Source organism: Massilia sp. DD77, assembly GCF_036961685.1.
Taxonomy (GTDB): domain Bacteria; phylum Pseudomonadota; class Gammaproteobacteria; order Burkholderiales; family Burkholderiaceae_D; genus Telluria.
The window spans coordinates 111,447-128,088 of sequence record NZ_JBAMDH010000004.1 but is presented as its reverse complement, the minus strand read 5'-3'; the positions used below and the strand labels follow the sequence as shown (position 1 = coordinate 128,088).

General features: G+C 65.3%; 17 protein-coding genes and 1 pseudogene. 11 read left to right on the top strand and 7 right to left on the bottom strand.

Annotated features, from left to right (window positions below):
* Positions 1–56: 56 nt before the first annotated feature.
* Positions 57–968 carry a LysR family transcriptional regulator gene (locus tag V7778_RS03260; RefSeq protein ID WP_335551912.1) on the bottom strand — a complete coding sequence of 304 codons (912 nt, stop codon included), beginning with the start codon at positions 966–968 and terminating at the stop codon, positions 57–59.
* 87 nt (positions 969–1,055) lie between these two features.
* On the opposite strand from V7778_RS03260, the gene sugE reads away from it, so the two are divergent.
* Entirely contained in the window at positions 1,056–1,376 is a 321-nt protein-coding gene (gene sugE / locus V7778_RS03255; RefSeq protein ID WP_335551911.1) for a quaternary ammonium compound efflux SMR transporter SugE, read from the top strand.
* A gap of 12 nt (positions 1,377–1,388) precedes the next feature.
* Here sugE and V7778_RS03250 read toward each other — a convergent pair whose 3' ends face one another.
* Genes V7778_RS03250 through V7778_RS03235 form a run of 4 tightly spaced genes read right to left on the bottom strand, consistent with a single transcriptional unit; the run spans position 1,389 to position 3,634 of the window.
* The gene (locus tag V7778_RS03250; protein WP_335551910.1) at positions 1,389–1,928 is read right to left on the bottom strand and encodes an RDD family protein; all 540 of its coding nucleotides are present in this window, start codon (positions 1,926–1,928) and stop codon (positions 1,389–1,391) included.
* Complete coding sequence (locus tag V7778_RS03245) at positions 1,915–2,676, bottom strand: DUF3106 domain-containing protein (RefSeq protein WP_335551909.1); 762 nt, start codon at positions 2,674–2,676, stop codon at positions 1,915–1,917. Before V7778_RS03245 ends, V7778_RS03250 begins: the two co-directional genes overlap by 14 nt.
* Complete coding sequence (locus V7778_RS03240) at positions 2,673–3,068, bottom strand: DUF3619 family protein (protein ID WP_335551908.1); 396 nt, start codon at positions 3,066–3,068, stop codon at positions 2,673–2,675. Before V7778_RS03240 ends, V7778_RS03245 begins: the two co-directional genes overlap by 4 nt.
* Complete coding sequence (locus tag V7778_RS03235) at positions 3,065–3,634, bottom strand: RNA polymerase sigma factor (RefSeq protein WP_211521250.1); 570 nt, start codon at positions 3,632–3,634, stop codon at positions 3,065–3,067. The genes V7778_RS03240 and V7778_RS03235 overlap by 4 nt, the downstream gene beginning before the upstream one ends.
* A gap of 234 nt (positions 3,635–3,868) precedes the next feature.
* Here V7778_RS03235 and V7778_RS03230 point away from each other — a divergent pair.
* The 6 genes and pseudogenes from V7778_RS03230 (at position 3,869) to ilvC (ending at position 8,826) form a co-directional block, all read left to right on the top strand.
* Positions 3,869–4,721, top strand: a pseudogene (locus V7778_RS03230) (TauD/TfdA dioxygenase family protein).
* 11 nt (positions 4,722–4,732) lie between these two features.
* Entirely contained in the window at positions 4,733–4,894 is a 162-nt protein-coding gene (locus V7778_RS25120) for a hypothetical protein (RefSeq protein ID WP_442920689.1), read from the top strand.
* 48 nt (positions 4,895–4,942) lie between these two features.
* Entirely contained in the window at positions 4,943–5,170 is a 228-nt protein-coding gene (locus V7778_RS25115; RefSeq protein WP_442920688.1) for a hypothetical protein, read from the top strand.
* Positions 5,171–5,510: 340 nt separating this feature from the next.
* Positions 5,511–7,238 (top strand): acetolactate synthase 3 catalytic subunit, encoded by a 1,728-nt coding sequence (locus V7778_RS03220; protein WP_335551907.1) that lies wholly within the window; start codon positions 5,511–5,513, stop codon positions 7,236–7,238.
* A complete protein-coding gene (ilvN, locus tag V7778_RS03215) occupies positions 7,238–7,729 on the top strand; it encodes an acetolactate synthase small subunit (protein ID WP_211521245.1) in 492 nt (163 codons plus the stop codon). The genes V7778_RS03220 and ilvN overlap by 1 nt, the downstream gene beginning before the upstream one ends.
* 80 nt (positions 7,730–7,809) lie before the next feature.
* Positions 7,810–8,826: a ketol-acid reductoisomerase gene (gene ilvC, locus V7778_RS03210; RefSeq protein ID WP_335551906.1), complete on the top strand. Its 1,017-nt coding sequence runs from the start codon at positions 7,810–7,812 to the stop codon at positions 8,824–8,826.
* Between the two features lie 10 nt (positions 8,827–8,836).
* On the opposite strand, the gene V7778_RS03205 is transcribed toward ilvC, so the two are convergent.
* Complete coding sequence (locus V7778_RS03205) at positions 8,837–9,328, bottom strand: hypothetical protein (RefSeq protein ID WP_335551905.1); 492 nt, start codon at positions 9,326–9,328, stop codon at positions 8,837–8,839.
* Between the two features lie 281 nt (positions 9,329–9,609).
* Here V7778_RS03205 and V7778_RS03200 point away from each other — a divergent pair, with 281 nt between their 5' ends.
* Complete coding sequence (locus tag V7778_RS03200) at positions 9,610–12,348, top strand: DUF2235 domain-containing protein (RefSeq protein WP_335551904.1); 2,739 nt, start codon at positions 9,610–9,612, stop codon at positions 12,346–12,348.
* Between the two features lie 88 nt (positions 12,349–12,436).
* On the opposite strand, the gene V7778_RS03195 is transcribed toward V7778_RS03200, so the two are convergent.
* Entirely contained in the window at positions 12,437–13,699 is a 1,263-nt protein-coding gene (locus V7778_RS03195; protein ID WP_335551903.1) for an SGNH/GDSL hydrolase family protein, read from the bottom strand.
* 123 nt (positions 13,700–13,822) lie between these two features.
* On the opposite strand from V7778_RS03195, the gene V7778_RS03190 reads away from it, so the two are divergent.
* The 3 genes from V7778_RS03190 to pssA all read left to right on the top strand — a co-directional run bounded on the left by V7778_RS03190 (position 13,823) and on the right by pssA (position 16,602).
* A complete protein-coding gene (locus V7778_RS03190) occupies positions 13,823–14,713 on the top strand; it encodes a LysR family transcriptional regulator (RefSeq protein WP_335551902.1) in 891 nt (296 codons plus the stop codon).
* A gap of 118 nt (positions 14,714–14,831) precedes the next feature.
* Entirely contained in the window at positions 14,832–15,620 is a 789-nt protein-coding gene (locus tag V7778_RS03185) for an SIMPL domain-containing protein (RefSeq protein WP_335551901.1), read from the top strand.
* Positions 15,621–15,723: 103 nt separating this feature from the next.
* Entirely contained in the window at positions 15,724–16,602 is an 879-nt protein-coding gene (gene pssA / locus V7778_RS03180) for a CDP-diacylglycerol--serine O-phosphatidyltransferase (protein ID WP_335551900.1), read from the top strand.
* Positions 16,603–16,642: the final 40 nt, after the last annotated feature.

Sequence of the window (16,642 nt, the reverse complement as noted above, 5' to 3'; positions counted from 1 at the left end):
CGCATGAACACCCTGACCGTAGTATACCGGACTCGCTGTGAAAGGTACAACGCGGCTCAGGAAGCCTCAGGCAAAGGAGCATGCTTCGGGTTCAGCAATTCGACGAAGCGCGCCGCGGCCACGCCCAGCGGCCTGTCCGTGGTCCAGATCACGTCCACGAAGAAGCGCAGCACATTGGTGAAGTTCGCGGCCGGAATCTCGACCAGTTCGCCCAGCTCCAGCGGATCGCGCACGAAACCCGAGGGCAGCCAGGCCCAGCCCAGCCCGGCCTTCACCAAGGAAAGGGCGGCGACCGGATCGTCGGTGCGCCACTGCAGACGCGAGATGGCGATGCGCTTGTCGACCTGGACGCTGTCGCGCCCGGCCACGACGATCTGGCGCTCGCCCAGCAGGTCGGCGTCACGGATGGCTTGCGCATCGGCACGTCCGAGCATGGGATGGGTGGGCGCGACCACGGCCACCAGACGCTCCTCGGCCACTTCCTGGAACACCTCGCGCGCATCCATGCCGTAGCGTTCGAACACCAGCGCCAGCTGGGCGCGCCCGCTCTGCACCATCGCCAGCGCATCGGACTGGGGCGCGCTCAACACCTCGATTTCCAGCAGCGGATATTCCACGCCCAGGGTGGCCAGGGCTTCGCTCCAGGCGGCGGCCGCCAGCAGTTCGGGCAGGATGGCGATGGTCAGCGAAGTTTCCAGTCCGCGGGTCAGCGACAGCGCGTGGTTGTTCAGGCGCTGCAACTGTTCCACCAGCAGGCGCGCCTGGGGCAGCAGGGCCTGGGCGGCGGCGGTCGGCCTGGGTTCGCGCCCGCCGCGGTCGAACAGGACCATGCCCAGCTCCGCTTCGAGGTTGGCGATGGCCATGCTGACGGCCGACGGCACCCGTCCCAGCACGCGCCCGGCGGCGGAGAAGGAACCGTGGTCGATGGCGGCCAGGAAAACACGCAGGTTGTCGAGATCGAAAGCCATCTATCAATTCTACTGATATTTCCTGACTTTTTCTTTCAGTGTGTGCCCGATAAGCTGACGCCTTCGCATACGAGCAAAGGAAGCATCATGGTGTGGTTATCACTGTTCGCGGCAGGGCTGCTCGAGATCGGCTGGGCCATCGGCCTGAAATACACAGAGGGCTTCACGCGGCTCTGGCCGACGGTCGGCACGGTACTCGCGATGGTGCTGAGCATCGTCCTGCTGGGCCATGCGCTCAAGACCCTGCCGGTGGGGACGGCCTACGCCATCTGGACCGGCATCGGGGCCGTGGGCACGGCCATCGCGGGCATGGTGTTCCTGGGCGAATCGGCCTCGCTGGCGCGCATCGCGTGCATCGCGCTGATCGGCGTGGGGATCGTGGGACTGAAATTCGTCACGCCGGCCTGAGCCGGGTGTGGATCAGCTGCGGACGCGCTTGGGCAGGGACACCAGCCGGGTGCCGGCCAGCCTGTCGTGCAGGAACTGGCGGTCCTTGTCGAGGAAAGCGGTCATTGCCCAGGCGGCGACACCGATCACCAGGGCGATGGCGATCTGGCCCTTGGCATGCAGGCCCAGGGCGCCACAGACGAGCAGGGCCGGCACTACCCAGCCCCAGGCCAGCAGGAAGCGGACCACGGCGGTGCGCCATGGCAGGCGCGCATGGCCGGGCTGCACGAGCTTGATGCGCCAGGTCTTCATGGCCAGCGTGTGGCCGCTGTCGACCCAGCACCAGATGAAGTAGGCCGCCGTCACCAGGAACAGGAAGGCCTTGAGGCCATGCTGGTAGACGGCTTCCTGGCGGTTGCCGGTCAGGAGCAGGTAGAGCAGCACCGCCAGCATCTCGACCGCGAGCAGCAGGAAGGCCTCATAGACCATCGCCAGGACGCGGCGCCTGATCGTCGGGGCGGGGGTCTGCGAGGATGCGGACGCGGCGGCTTCGATGGTGCTAGTTGCTTGCATTCGGGGGCGGGGAAACGGTGGGCTGGCCTGCCGGCGTGGCCGGCGTCGATGGGGCGGCGCCTGCTGGCGGCGTCGCGCCGGTAGCAGGCATGGCCGCTGTGCTCGATGGTGCCACGGGCGGCGTGGCGGCGCCGGAGGCATCGAGCGTCGGAATCGTGATGCAGGAAGCCCCGCGGCGGGTGGTGTTCGGCGGGCAGCTGGTTGGGACGACCAGGGTCGGCGACTCCGGCAGGGCCACCGGGCTCGGCTTGCGGGCGGCCGACTTGGCCAGCTTGCGCTTTTGCTCCGGCGACAGTTGTTTATAGCTCTCCCAGGTGGCGGTCTTCTCGCCCGGCGCCAGGTTGCGCGCCTTGTTGAAATTCTCGCGCGCCAAATTGCGCTGCTGGGGAGTGAGTTTCATCCACTGGCGCATGCGCTCGTGCACGCGCTGCTGTTCCGGCGGGCTCATGGAGCTGAACCGTTCGGACAGTTCGAGCCAGCGGCGCTTGCGCATGCCTTCCAGCTGGTCCCATTCGGCCTGCAGCGGGGCCAGCGCGGTGCGCTGGGCCGGCGACAGGTCGCGCCACAGGGGTTTGTCGAGCGATTTCGGGGCCGGCTTGCCGCCCGGAGTGCCCAGCGCTGCCGAAGCCGGCGTCGCCGGGGAAGAGCCGGCCCGGTCCACGATGACCCAGGCGATGGCGCCGGCCACCAGGACCGCCGCGGCCGTTCCCAACAGGGCAAGGCGAGGCTTCGAAGCGTTTTTCGTCATTGCTGGCGCTGCTGCGACTCCAGGTAGGCGTTGAACCCGGTGTCGAGGTAGGCGGTCAGCGGCAGTTCGTCGGCCAGTACGGCCGCGTCGATGTCGGCCAGTTCAGCCAGTTTTTGTTGCTGTTCGTGCTGGTAGACCCCGCCCATGCCGATGACCAGGGCCAGCAGCGGCACGGCCACGGCGACGCGCGACAGGGCCTGGCCGCTCAGCAGGGCGCCGAAGTCGAACCAGCCGGTACGCACCGCTTGCCGGGACGCGTGCGGCTTCTTGCGCGCCATGGCGCGCGCGCGCGCTTGCGCCAGCCGGTCGGTGGTCGAGGCCGGCATTGCGTCGAGCTGTTCGTTCAGCGCGTGGCGTATCTTGTACGCCAGGTTGATGTCGTCGGTGTTCATAATTTGATTCCCTTGGCCTTGAGCGCGTCGGCGAGGGCGTGGGTGGCGCGGGAACAATGTGTCTTGACGCTACCCTCGGAGCAACCCATCGCTACGGCCGTTTCGGCCACGTCCATATCCTGCCAGTAACGCATGAGGAAGGCTTCCCGTTGACGTCCCGGGAGTTTTTGTACTTCTTCTTCGATCAGGCGCAAGGTTTGGGCGCGCTCGAGCTGGTCCGCGCTCGACTCCGCAGCGGCCGATCCTTCCTCGGCTTCATACGAGGCAAGTATATCAAAATCATCATCGTCCCCATCCTTGCCGCTGAAGCCCGAGAAGAGGCTGACCCAGGTGTTGCGCACCTTTTCGCGGCGGAAGTAATCGAGGATGGTGGTCTGCAGGATGCGCTGGAACAGCATCGGCAGTTCGTTGACCGGCTTGTCGCCGTATTTTTCGGCCAGCTTGATCATGGCGTCCTGGACGATGTCCAGGGCCGCTTCGTCCTTGCGGACCGCATACACCGCCTGCTTGAACGCACGCCGTTCGACATTCTCGAGGAAGTCGTTAAGTTCTTTGTCTGTGGCCATGCGGGATCAGGGGAGTGCTTTCTTGCTCTGCCTTAAGGAAAACTGACGAATCCTAGCAAAAAACCACCGGGTATGCACCGGAATTGCGCAGCCGCGAACAAAGCGGCCACTTGCCGTTGCGGAAAGCGGGGCGGCTCGGCAGTGCAAAAACTGCATGTTCATAGACGAAATGATTCCTTGTCGGCCAATAGTGCGTGGCTATTCTGAAAAAACCATCCATCAAGACTGACGATCATGCCCCTCGATTCCCACCGCCAGGTTTTCGCCATCCATCCCTTCGCCGGCAGCCCGCTCGGGGCCGAAGCCGTCGGCCTCGACCTGTCGCGCCCGGTCAGCGACGAGGACTTCCGCCGCCTGCACCGCGCCCACCTCGACCACCGCGTACTGGTGTTCCGCGACCAGCACATCACGCCGGCGGAGCAGGTGGCCTTCAGCCGCCGTTTCGGCGAACTGCGGATCCACGTACTGCGCCAGTTCCAGCTGCCGCGACAGCCGGAGGTGCTGGTGATCTCGAACGTGATCGAGGACGGCCAGCCGATCGGCCTGGGCGACGCCGGGCATTTCTGGCATTCCGACCTGTCGTACAAGGAGACGCCGAGCCTGGGATCGACGCTGCATGCCCAGGAGCTGCCGGGCGAGGGCGGCGACACCCTGTTCGCCAACCAGCATCTGGCTCAAGCGCGAGGTCGAGGGCCTGCAGGCCGAGCACTGGTGCCTGGCGCGCTACGAGGAACTCCCGCAGCGCAACCCCTGGCGCCCCGAGCTGACCCAGGCCCAGAGCGACGAGGTCCAGCCGGTGCGCCACCCGATCGTGCGCACCCACCCCGAGACCGGCCTGCGCGCGCTGTTCGTGAGCGAACACTTTACGACCCGCATCCTGGGCGTCTCCGAAGAGACCAGCCGCGAGCTGCTGGATGTCCTGCTGCCGCTCAGCGTGCGCCCGGAATGCATCTATCGCCATCAGTGGCAGCCGCGCGACATGGTGTTCCGGGATCACCGCTCGCTGCAGCACCTGGCCACCGGCTGCCCGAACCACCTGCGCCGCACCCTGTACCGCACGACGATCGCCGGCGACGTCCCCTTCTGAACGAGGAAAGCATGGCGAACTTGAACAAGATCGCCGCCCTGGCCGCGGCGTTGCCCCTGGCCTTGCCATCGAGCGCGCAAGCCGAAGGCAAGATTCGCATCGCCGAGCAGTTCGGCCATGTGCCGAGGTCCTTGGCCGTCCTGCCCTGCGGCTTCTTGCCGGGTGTGTTGTGATCTTTCCTGCTGACCTGGCTGGCCGTTTCCTATCGGTGGGGATGCGAGATGATCGACATCCTGATGGCGATGTTCAATCCGCTGCCGGCCATCGCGCTGCTGCCGCTGGCCCTGCTGTGGTTCGGCCTGGGCAAGGGCAGCCTCTTGGTGGTGCCGGTGCATTCGGACGCTCGAGCGTCTCACGGTTCGCCGCTGGGGCATGCAACGATAGGGCGGCGGCGAAGCCGCCAACCCTTCCGTGTTTCGGCAACAGACATTTTCGAATTATCTCCTTGACCAAAATGGTGCAGCGCGGTAAGGTGGTGGACGCTTTGCACCCTCGAAGCCCCAAGTCAACCGGCATCGGCACACAAGGTCTTGTCCGGATCATTGACGAGCTTTCATTTGTAGGCAGTTTGCTCCAACCCGCGCCACAAGCGCGAGAGATGCGATCGACCGCTACAGACACTCAAGCTGAACGAGTTGCGCCCAGCGCGTTTGCGTAAGGACCCTACGGTGGCCTGAAACATCCGCGTGCACGCAGAAAGAAGGGAAGCATGAGCACTGTCGCGCGAGACGCGTTTCGTTAGGAACGGGCATCCGATCAATCTCCCTCTGGGTCTTGAAAGGAATGAACATGAGTAACGATTCAGCCGTCCCCATCACGGGCGCTGAGATAGTGGTGCGTTGTCTCGCGGAGGAGGGCGTCAAGCACGTCTTCGGTTATCCGGGCGGGGCAGTCCTCTACATCTACGACGCCATCTTCAAGCAGGACAAATTCCAGCACGTACTGGTTCGCCACGAACAGGCCGCGGTCCATGCCGCCGACGCCTATTCGCGCAGCTCGAACACCGTGGGCGTCGCCCTCGTGACCTCGGGTCCGGGCGTCACCAATGCCGTCACCGGCCTCTCCACCGCGTACATGGATTCGATCCCGATGGTCGTGATCTCCGGCCAGGTGCCGAGCCACGCGATCGGCCAGGATGCCTTCCAGGAATGCGACACCGTCGGCATCACCCGTCCGGTGGTCAAGCACAACTTCCTGGTCAAGGATGTGCGCGAGCTGGCCTCGACCATCAAGAAAGCCTTCTATATCGCCCGCACCGGCCGTCCCGGTCCCGTGCTGGTCGACATCCCGAAGGACATCAGCATGCACAAGTGCGTGTACGACTACCCTCGCGAAATCGAGATGCGTTCGTACCGCCCGGTCGACAAGGGCCACGCGGGCCAGATCCGCAAGGCCGTGCAGCTGCTCCAGGGAGCCGAACGCCCGATGATCTATGCGGGCGGCGGCGTGATCCTGGCCAATGCGTCGAACGAACTGAACCGCCTGGTCGACAAGCTCGGCTTCCCGGTCACCAACACGCTGATGGGCCTGGGCGCCTCGCGCGCCACCAGTCCGCACTTCGTCGGCATGCCCGGCATGCACGGCACCTACGAAGCGAACATGGCGATGCAGAACTGCGACGTCCTGATCGCCATCGGCGCCCGCTTCGACGACCGCGTGATCGGCAACCCCAAGCACTTCGCGACCAACCCGCGCAAGATCATCCACATCGACATCGATCCCTCGTCGATCTCGAAGCGGGTCAAGGTCGACATCCCGATCGTCGGCAACGTCAAGGACGTGCTGGTCGAGCTGCTCTCGCAGCTGGACGCCAGCACCGCTTCCAACAACACCAATGCCCTGCAGGCCTGGTGGAAGCAGATCGCCGAATGGCGCGGCCGCGATTGCCTGGCCTATGCCAAGTCGGATGAGCTGATCAAGCCGCAGTCCGTCATCGAGCAGCTGTACAAGGTGACCGACGGCGACGCCTTCATCACCTCGGACGTGGGCCAGCACCAGATGTGGGCCGCGCAATACTACGGTTTCGACAAGCCGCGCCGCTGGATCAATTCGGGCGGCCTGGGCACCATGGGCGTGGGCCTGCCTTACGCCATGGGCGTGCAGATGGCCAACCCGGGCGCCACCGTGGCCTGTGTAACGGGCGAAGGCTCGATCCAGATGTGCATCCAGGAACTCGCGACCTGCAAACAGTATCACCTGTCGCCGAAGATCATCCTCCTGAACAACCGCTTCCTGGGCATGGTGCGCCAGTGGCAGCAGATCGACTACGGCTCGCGCTATTCCGAGTCCTACATGGATTCGCTGCCGGACTTCGAAAAGCTGGCCGAGGCCTATGGCCACGTCGGCATGCGCATCGAGAAGCCGGGCGACGTCGAGGGCTCGCTGCGCGAAGCCTTCGGCATGAAGGACCGCCTGGTGTTCATGAACTTCATCACCGACCAGAGCGAGAACGTCTGGCCGATGGTCAAGGCGGGCAAAGGCCTCAGTGAAATGCTGCTCGGCTCGGAGGACCTGTAATGCGACATATTATTTCCGTCCTCCTCGAAAACGAAGCCGGCGCCCTGTCGCGCGTGGTCGGGCTGTTCTCGGCACGCGGCTACAACATCGAGACCCTGACCGTGGCGCCGACCGAAGACGCGACCCTGTCGCGCATGACGATCGTCACTTCCGGCTCGGACGACATCATCGAGCAGATCACCAAGCACCTGAACCGCCTGATCGAGGTGGTGAAGGTGGTCGACCTGACCGAAGGCCAGCACATCGAGCGCGAGCTCATGCTGATCAAGGTGCGCGCCGTCGGCAAGGAGCGCGAAGAGATGAAGCGCACCGCCGACATCTTCCGCGGCCGCATCATCGACGTGACCGAGAAGACCTACACGATCGAACTGACGGGCGCCAAGACCAAGCTCGACGCCTTCATCGACGCCATCGACCGCGCATCCATTCTCGAGACCGTCCGTACCGGCGGCTCCGGCATCGGCCGCGGCGAGCGCATCCTCAAGGTGTAAGGTCAACGCGACCCAGGGTTGGCGGCGCCGCCGCCGACGCGTACCAATAACTGAACTGCCCAAAACATACAGGATTAAAAATGAAAGTTTTCTACGACAAAGACTGCGACCTCTCCCTCATCAAAGGCAAGAATGTCGCCATCATCGGCTACGGCTCGCAAGGCCACGCGCACGCCCAGAACCTGAGCGAATCCGGTGTCAATGTCACCGTCGGCCTGCGCCGCGGCGGCGCTTCGTGGAACAAGGTCGAACAGGCCGGCCTGAAGGTCGCCGAGGTCGATGAAGCGGTCAAGAACGCCGACCTCATCATGATCCTGCTGCCGGACGAGAACATCGCCCAGGTCTACAAGGAAAACGTCGAGCCCAACGCCAAGCAGGGCGCCGTGCTGGCCTTCGCCCACGGCTTCAACGTCCACTACGGCCAGGTCGTGCCGCGCGCCGACCTCGACGTGATCATGGTCGCACCAAAAGCGCCTGGCCACACCGTGCGCAACACTTACAAGCAGGGCGGCGGCGTGCCGCACCTGGTCGCCGTCTACCAGGACAAGTCGGGCGCCGCGCGCGACATCGCGCTGTCCTACGCCATGGCCAACGGCGGCGGCCGCGCCGGCATCATCGAAACCAACTTCCGTGAAGAGACCGAGACCGACCTGTTCGGCGAGCAGGCCGTCCTGTGCGGCGGCGCCGTCGAGCTGATCAAGGCCGGTTTCGAGACCCTGACCGAAGCGGGCTATGCGCCGGAAATGGCTTACTTCGAGTGCCTGCACGAGCTCAAGCTGATCGTCGACCTGATCTACGAAGGCGGCATCGCCAACATGAACTACTCGATCTCGAACAACGCGGAATACGGCGAGTACGTCACCGGCCCGAAAGTCGTCACCTCGGCGACCAAGGAAGCGATGCGCCAGTGCCTGAAGGACATCCAGACCGGCGAATACGCGAAGAGCTTCATCCTCGAGAACAAGGCCGGCGCACCGACCCTGATCTCGCGCCGCCGCCTGACCGCCGAGCACCCGATCGAGGAAGTCGGCGCCAAGCTGCGCGCGATGATGCCGTGGATCGCCAAGAACAAGCTGGTGGACCAGTCGAAGAACTAAGTTCAGCGCGCTAGATGGGCGGCAGTCCGGCGGTGGCCGGACTGCCGCCCATGTCGTTTCCGGGGGCGTTGTCAGACGCGGTCATCGCGCCCAGGATGCGCTTCAGCTTCCGGTTGCGCAGCATCACATGCGCGATCCAGGCCAGCATGAGGCCGGCGACGCAGGCCGCCGCCACCAGGCCCGCCAGGGGGCCGCCAAGCAGCAGCGCGGGGGCGATCAGCGCGGGCGCGAGGTAGTAGACATCGAACATGGCGACCAGGGTCGTCCACCAGCCCGGGGTTTTCAGGCCGACCGCGGGCGTGGCCAGGTCGCGCCAGCCCAGCACGCTCGTCCAGTCGCCCGGCCGTCCGAACGCGACGGCGTAGGTCGACCCGGCGCGCGGGATCACCTTGTTGTGGAGATTGACGCCGTAGTGCGTCTTGCCCCCGCTGCGAAAACTGAAATCGCCCCGGCAGGCCGCGACATCGAACACCTCGTCGAAGCGGATACGCTCGATTTTCATACGCCTCCTCGGCAGTGGATCGGATGGCACGCGGTGCCGCGCATGCAGCGTCCCGATTGTAGGGCGGCGCCGGCGCGCCTTGCTTAAGCCTGCCTGAGACGCGCACGATTACCCATGCCGCATAAGCGCCGCATGGTGGACAAGATCCGATCATGTCGACCGCTTTTACATTGGCGAGGCTCAATGAAGGCTCTCGCAATGTAAGTGTTTGATATGGATCAATCTCCCTCGTTGGTATGAGTCTTGCACCGATTGTCCAATACTCTGTACCCGGAGGAGACATGCGCAAACTGGTTTTATTTTCAGACGGTACCGGCAACAGCTCGGCCAAGGCCGAGAAGACCAATGTCTGGCGCATGTTCCAGGCCCTGGACCAGGGCGCCGGCGACCAGGTCGCGAAATACGACGACGGCGTGGGCACTTCGCCGGTCCGCCTGCTGGCCATGATCGGCGGCGCCTTCGGCTGGGGGCTGAAACGCAATGTTCTCGACCTCTACAAGTTCCTGTGCCGCGAATACCATGAAGGCGACCGGATCTATGGATTCGGCTTCAGCCGCGGCGCCTTCACGATCCGCGTGCTGGCCAGCCTGGTTGCCAGCCTGGGGCTGGTGGACTATCGCTCCGAAGAAGAGCTGGACCGGCGCGCGAGGATCATCTACCGGCTGTACCGCAACCAGTGCTTCCCGGCGGTGAAGGGCAGCCCCGTATGGGTGTTCCGCCTGGTGCGCAACGCGCTGATCCGCCTGTTCCAGCGGGTGACAGGCAGCATGCTGGACAAGGACATCCCCAGGCGCACCGGGATACCGATCGAATTCCTCGGCCTGTGGGACACGGTCAGCGCCTATGGCATGCCCGTCGAAGAGTTCAAGCCCGCCGTGCACTGGCTGGTGTGGCCGATGTACTTCGATGACCTGGTGCTGGCGCCAAGCGTCCAGCACGCCTATCACGCCTTGTCGCTGGACGACGAGCGCACTACCTTCCATCCGCTCGTCTGGGACGAGAGCGCCGAGCGCCGCATGGAGGCCGACGGCGACATCATGCCGGGACGGATGCAGCAAGTCTGGTTCTCCGGCGTGCATGCGAACGTGGGCGGCGGCTATCCGGAAGACCAGCTCAGCCTGATCAGCCTGGAATGGATGATGCAGAACGCCATGCGCCATGAACTCAGGCTCATCCAGCACTTCGTCGACCTGACACGCGCATCGATGTCGCCCTATGCCCGACTGTACGATTCGCGGGCGGGCCTGCACACCCTGTACAGGTACACCCCGCGCCAGATCAGGATGTTCGAGGACCTCGCCAAGAACAAGATCCTGCCGGTGATCCATTGGAGCGTGATCCTGCGGCTGGCGGACGCCACGGACAGATACGCGCCCGTCACCCTGCCCACCAGCTTCGAGGTGCTCGCGCCTGACGGCAAGGTCTATCCCTTGGCCGCTGCGAGCGGCAAGGGCGCGCTGGCTGGCACCGCGCATCCGCCGCTGGCCACCCTGCGCGAGGCGATGCTGCGCATCGTCCCGCCGAATGCGGCCGCGATCGAACTCGCCCTCGATACGGTCTGGTGGCGCCGCCTATGTTATTTCATCACAGTCATGGTCGGCCTGGTCATCCTGGCGTTTCCGCTGTTTGGCGAAGCCGCCTACGACGCGGATAACCAGCGTGTACGCGGCATCATCGACCCGGTGGTCACGATGCTGGGGGCCTTCGTCCCTTCGCAAGCCGAGCGCTGGATCGCCGCCTTGCGCGGATCGCCTCTGGTCATCGGGTCCCTGCTCATCGCCCTGGGGATACTCGTGAAGCTCAGCAGCGTGCTGCAGACCCGCATACGCGACCGCGCGATGCTGGGCTGGCATGCCGCCAACAAGTACGCCTATCTGCAGTGGCTGAGCGACCACGAGCGGCGCTCGCGCAACGTGGCCCTCGCTGCCTTCATCGTCGGCGCCGGCATGCTGGCCTGGGCGAAGCTGCGCGAGGCAAGCCTGCAAGTTCCGGTGATCGGTACGCTGCTGCTCCTCTGGAGCCTGTGGCGTATCGGACATTCGCTGGCGTGCCTGCGTCGCCTGAAGACCGCGGCGGACAAGGGAGCGGATCCCAGTGCGGCAACACAGCCGGGAACCTGGTCGCTGAAACTTGCACGGGCGTTGCGCAAGCATGCCGGGCTGGTGAAGCTTTACCGCTTCGCTGCGCAAAAACTGGTTCCGGCCTTCTTCGTGCTCCTCATGATCCTCGCGGCGGCCATCATCGGCAACCGCGTCGCCTTCGATGCCTTGAATTCGGTCGGGCTGGTGTGCGAGCCCACGCCGGGCCTGGAGCAGGACAGGGAAGACCTGTCCAGGAGCGGCCGGGTTGCGTTCATGACGAATGCTCCCTGCCTTGCCACCGGCATCGTCCTGCAGCGGGGCGGACGCTATCGGGTCACGCTCAAGGACCCTGAGGGCACGTGGTTCGATCGGGCGCTCCACACCGACCTGGGCGGCTTTCCGACGTCCAGTCTGGTGCACCGATTCGGCATGCCCTTGAAACGCTGGTGGAGCGCAAACTGGTTCGCGCCGATCGGCCGGGTGGGGCAATACGGCAACGAGGAATACGTGCTGGAGCCGATTGCTCCCTATCTCGAGCGCCGCTATCCCGCCGTGCCGGAGTTCGGCGGATCGTTGCGCTGCCCGATTCCGCCCGAGGACGCGAAGCGCCTGCGCGCCAGCGACGCCACGCCGGCGGAGCGCAAGGTCCTGGTTGCGGAAGTTACCGCGAAGAGTACAGGGGAGCTCTTTTTGTTCGTCAATGATGCGGTGGTCTGGCCACCCAATCTTCATGGCTATTTTTACAGCAATAACCTGGGCAGCGCCCTGGTCAACGTCGAGCGCCTGCACATGGCGGCGGACGAGCCGGCGGCCGGTGCAAGGAGCGCGGCGCTTGGCCCCGCCGCGCCACTGGCGCTGCCCCAGGCGGCGCCGCTGCCTCCCTTCGATCTCGCTCAGTGCCCTGGCTATGGCGCCTCCGTCCCGATGGACAGGCCATGAATGCAAAGACCATGCCGGGATCGCACCCTACCATGCCAGTCCGTGCGCACCATTGGTTCCAGGCTGAGCTGTTCGAACAGGCGCTGGCTCATCGTGCCGCCTCCTTGCCGGTGACAGAATGCGCGCGGCCCAGCATCGGTGCGATGTCGACGGCCGCCGCCATGGCGCGGTAACCCGCGTCGCCCGGATGCAGGTGGTCGCCCGCATCGAAGGCGGCGCGCATCCGCCGCGGGTTGCCCGGGTCACGCAGCACGGCATCGAAGTCGACGATGGCATCGAACACGCCGGCCGTGCGGATCCAGGCGTTCAGTTGCTGGCGCATCCTTTCCTTGGCGGGGCTGTAGTGGCCGGCGAAGGGCGTGCCTTCGAGCGCGCCTTCGAAAGGCGGCAGGGTGCCCACGGTAATGCGCAGACCTCGTGCATGCGCCGCCGCGGCCAGCTGGCGGTAGCCGGCACTGAGCTCGTCCAGGGTCACGGGGCTTTCCTGCGGGGCGAAGGGGCTGCCCGGCCAGCCGATATCGTTAATGCCGAGCAGGACGATCAGGTCCGAGACGCCGGGCTGGCTGAGCACATCCTGGTCGAAGCGCGCCAGGGCATTGCGGCCCATGCCGTCACGCAGGAGGCGCGCCCCGGAGATGCCGGCGTTGGCGACGGCGACGCCATGCGGCGCCAGGCGCTGCGCCAGGAAGTCGGGCCAGCGCCGGTCCGCATCCGGTGTCGAGCCATTCCCATCCGTGATCGAATCGCCCAGGGTTACCACGGTGCGGCCGCCCGGCGTGGCCTCGACCAGCACGGCGTTCAGGAACAAGCGTCCTTCGACGCGGGCGCCGGCCCGGCCGCTTCCGCCCGCATTGCCGGGCAAGAGCCGGAAGCTCTGCTGGCCGCCCCAATGGAAAGTCGACACGGCGGTGCGCTCAGGCAGGTAGCTGGTGACGCTCAGGCGCGCCAGCGGCGCTACCGGAAAGGCGAGGGGATCGCTCGTCAGCGCCGCGCCAGGCGGGATGACGGCATCGGTCTTGCCCCCGAAGCGCAACGGATGCGCCTGGCCCGCTTCGGTCGCCACCCTGACCTCGCCCAGCTTGAGCGGCGCGCTGCCGTAGCGGTTCGAGAACACCAGCCGGATGCGCCGCCCACCGGCGCTCAGGCGGATGGTGTCGCGCACGGTCTGCTTGTCGAGATAGGCGGGCACCTTCATCGGCAGGACGAAGCTGCTGTCCCAGCCAGGCTGGGGCGCCGCATACCATGAGGTGATCCATTGTTCCTTCCTGGGCGCCTTGGCGTCCGCCAGTGCCTCTCCGCCAAAGGCAAGGGCCAGGCCGAGAAAGGCAGTCGCCGTGGGATGGGCTGTCATCGTGTTCTCCTTCAGATCGCGTTGGGTCCACGATAGGTCATTCGACAGTGACAATGAAGATGGTAGGATCGAAGATCGCTTATTCCAATTAAGAATGACTACATCATGGATACATTGCGGGCAATGCGGACGTTCGTCCGAACAGTGGAATTGGGCAGCCTGTCGTCGGCGGCGCGCGAATGCGGTACGACCCAGCCGACCGTGTCCAAGCTGCTGGCCCAGCTGGAGCGCCGGCTGGCCGTGCGCCTGTTCGAGCGCAGCACACGCGGTCTGTCGCCGACCGAGCAGGGACAGCGCTTCTACCGCGACGCCAAGCTGGTGCTGGAGCAGTTCGACGCCGCGGTAAGCGGCGTCCAGGGCATGACGGGGCAGGCTTCCGGGCTGTTGCGCATCAATGCGCCGGTCGCGCTCGGCCAGTACCGCCTGAATGCCATGGTCCAGCAGTTCCTGGCGGCGCACCCGGGCATCGACATCGAACTGATCCTCAATGACCGTTTCGTCGACCTGGTGGAGGAGGGCGTCGACCTCGCCTTCCGCCTGGGCGGCACCTTGCCGCCGGACGCCATCGGCCGCCATCTGGCCACGATTTCGCGCATGCTGGTGGCCGCGCCGGCCTACCTGGCGCGGCGCGGAACGCCGGCGCTGCCCGAGGACCTGCCGGCGCACGACTTCGTGCGCTTCGCCTGGACGCCGGGCGCCATGGTCGACCTGTTCAGCGGTGGAGAACCCCGGCAAGTCGAGACCGCCAGCCGCTACCGCGTGAACAATGCGCTGGCCATCCGCGAGGCCCTGGCGCTCGGCAGCGGCATTGGGCTCTGCCCGGAGTGGCTGGTGCGCGACCTGCTCGACAGCGGCGCTCTGGTGCGTGTGCTGCCGGCCTGGTCGGCCCGCCCCCAGGATCTGTTCCTGTTGTACCCGTCGCGCCAGTACCAGCCTTTGCGGACCAGGCTGTTCATCGACTTCGCCATCGGGCAACTGGCGTCCTTGCCGGGTTTCGAGCGCCCCATTGGATGAATCGTCACCATTTGCAATTGTTTGCAACTTTCCATTACAGAAAGCTCGCGCCGCAACGAAAAACGGTATCGTGGCGGCCATGACAGCATGTCGCTGTCCCCAGTTTCAGGAGAACAACATGTCCCTCGCCAAACCCACCCTGCTGATTGCCTTGCTGTTCGCCTCCCAGGCCTATGCCCAGGTCCAGGCCCAGGCGGCCCCGTCGGCGGTGTCGACCGCAGGCAGCATGGTGATCGTCCCGGCCTTCGGCGAAGTGCGCCACGCGAACGACCAGGCGATCGTCACCTTCAGCGTCGAAGAGCACGACAAGGACAAGGCCAAGGCCGCCGAGCGCGTGAACCGCAAGATGAAAGAAGGCACCGAGATCCTGCGCAAGGCCGACCCGCGCGCCGAGTTCAAGACCATGGGCTATTTCACCTACCCGGTCTATCCGGAAAACGTGCAGCCGCCGCGCCCGGTCGATGGCGTGGCCAAGCCGCCGGTGCCGGTGGCCTGGCGCGTGGGCCAGTACCTGGAGATGAAAACCACCAGCCTGGACAGCCTGCCGAAGACCGCCGCCAGCGCGCAGAAAGTGCTGGCGATCAACGGCATCCAGTTCGGCCTGGCCCCCGCCACCGAGAAGCGCCTGGATGACCAGCGCATCGCGGCCACCTACAAGAACCTGAACGAGCGCATTGCCTCGATCGCCAACGCCATGGGCCGCAAGCTGGCCGACGCGTCGATCGAGACGGTCGATTTCGAAGGCTCGGGCAACTATGCCGGCGGCCAGGGCGACATGGCGGCGGCGCCGATGATGGCCCGCATGAGCGCCAAGCGCGAGATGGCCGATGCAATGCCGGAACCGAGCTTTGAACCGGGCGAAACCACCCTGCAAATGCGCCTGGTGGGCAAGGTCAGGTTCAAGTAAAACGTGAAGGTAAGGTTTTGCCAAGCGTAACGGTTCGCTAACAACGGTTCTCCGCCTCTATAATGCGGAGAACAGCCGTTTGGCGCTTACTTGAAAATTCCTTATGCCAACCTTTCCAAGAAGAAGAACACCAGGGGCCGTGCCGAAAGCACCGCGCTTCGCCCGCCTGAAGCGTTTCGGACGCCGCGCCAACGACCGCCTGCCGGGCGAGCGCGGCCGCGGCATCTACCTGCTGCCCAACGCCTTCACCACCGCCGCGCTGTTCTGCGGCTTCTACGCCATCGTGATGGCGATGAACCAGCGCTTCGAGCACGCCTGCTGGGCCGTGTTCATCGCCATGATCCTGGACGCGCTGGACGGCCGCATCGCGCGCCTGACCAATACCCAGTCCGAGTTCGGCGCCCAGTACGACTCCCTGTCCGACATGGTGTCCTTCGGCGCCGCGCCCGCGCTCGTGATCTACGAGTGGTCGCTGCGCGGCCTGGGCAAGCTGGGCTGGATCGCCGCCTTCATCTACTGCGCCGGCGCCGCGCTGCGCCTGGCCCGCTTCAACACCAACATCGAGGTGGTCGACAAGCGCTTCTTCCAGGGCTTGCCCAGCCCGGCCGCGGCGGCCCTGGTGGTGGGTTTCATCATGATGATGACCGACCCCGACATCAATGTCAGCTCGCGCCAGGTGGACTGGGTGAGCTGGGGCATCGCCGTGTTCGCGGGCCTGACCATGGTGTCGAACGTGCCTTTCTACAGCTTCAAGGACGTCAATTTCCGCAAGTCGGTGCCCTTCATCGTGGTCTTCCTGATCGCGCTGGCACTGGCGCTGCTGGCGATCGACCCGCCCAAGGTGCTGTGGCCGATCTTCGTGATCTACGGCCTGTCCGGCTACGTGGTGTTCGTCATGCGCCGCGCCAAGGGCCGGCCGGTGAGCATCATCCCGCTTGATGACGACCACGACGAGCACGAGGAAGAGCAGCGGCGGCGCTAGCAGGCAAGGGGGCGCCGCGACATTCATCCAACCTTGACCG

Bases quoted from the DNA above. Each gene is read 5' to 3' on its own strand.
- V7778_RS03260 (WP_335551912.1), bottom strand. From the start codon at position 968: ATGGCTTTCGATCTCGACAACCTGCGTGTTTTCCTGGCCGCCATCGAC.
- sugE (WP_335551911.1), top strand. From the start codon at position 1,056: ATGGTGTGGTTATCACTGTTCGCGGCAGGGCTGCTCGAGATCGGCTGG.
- V7778_RS03250 (WP_335551910.1), bottom strand. From the start codon at position 1,928: ATGCAAGCAACTAGCACCATCGAAGCCGCCGCGTCCGCATCCTCGCAG.
- V7778_RS03245 (WP_335551909.1), bottom strand. From the start codon at position 2,676: ATGACGAAAAACGCTTCGAAGCCTCGCCTTGCCCTGTTGGGAACGGCC.
- V7778_RS03240 (WP_335551908.1), bottom strand. From the start codon at position 3,068: ATGAACACCGACGACATCAACCTGGCGTACAAGATACGCCACGCGCTG.
- V7778_RS03235 (WP_211521250.1), bottom strand. From the start codon at position 3,634: ATGGCCACAGACAAAGAACTTAACGACTTCCTCGAGAATGTCGAACGG.
- V7778_RS25120 (WP_442920689.1), top strand. From the start codon at position 4,733: ATGGCGAACTTGAACAAGATCGCCGCCCTGGCCGCGGCGTTGCCCCTG.
- V7778_RS25115 (WP_442920688.1), top strand. From the start codon at position 4,943: ATGATCGACATCCTGATGGCGATGTTCAATCCGCTGCCGGCCATCGCG.
- V7778_RS03220 (WP_335551907.1), top strand. From the start codon at position 5,511: ATGAGTAACGATTCAGCCGTCCCCATCACGGGCGCTGAGATAGTGGTG.
- ilvN (WP_211521245.1), top strand. From the start codon at position 7,238: ATGCGACATATTATTTCCGTCCTCCTCGAAAACGAAGCCGGCGCCCTG.
- ilvC (WP_335551906.1), top strand. From the start codon at position 7,810: ATGAAAGTTTTCTACGACAAAGACTGCGACCTCTCCCTCATCAAAGGC.
- V7778_RS03205 (WP_335551905.1), bottom strand. From the start codon at position 9,328: ATGAAAATCGAGCGTATCCGCTTCGACGAGGTGTTCGATGTCGCGGCC.
- V7778_RS03200 (WP_335551904.1), top strand. From the start codon at position 9,610: ATGCGCAAACTGGTTTTATTTTCAGACGGTACCGGCAACAGCTCGGCC.
- V7778_RS03195 (WP_335551903.1), bottom strand. From the start codon at position 13,699: ATGACAGCCCATCCCACGGCGACTGCCTTTCTCGGCCTGGCCCTTGCC.
- V7778_RS03190 (WP_335551902.1), top strand. From the start codon at position 13,823: ATGCGGACGTTCGTCCGAACAGTGGAATTGGGCAGCCTGTCGTCGGCG.
- V7778_RS03185 (WP_335551901.1), top strand. From the start codon at position 14,832: ATGTCCCTCGCCAAACCCACCCTGCTGATTGCCTTGCTGTTCGCCTCC.
- pssA (WP_335551900.1), top strand. From the start codon at position 15,724: ATGCCAACCTTTCCAAGAAGAAGAACACCAGGGGCCGTGCCGAAAGCA.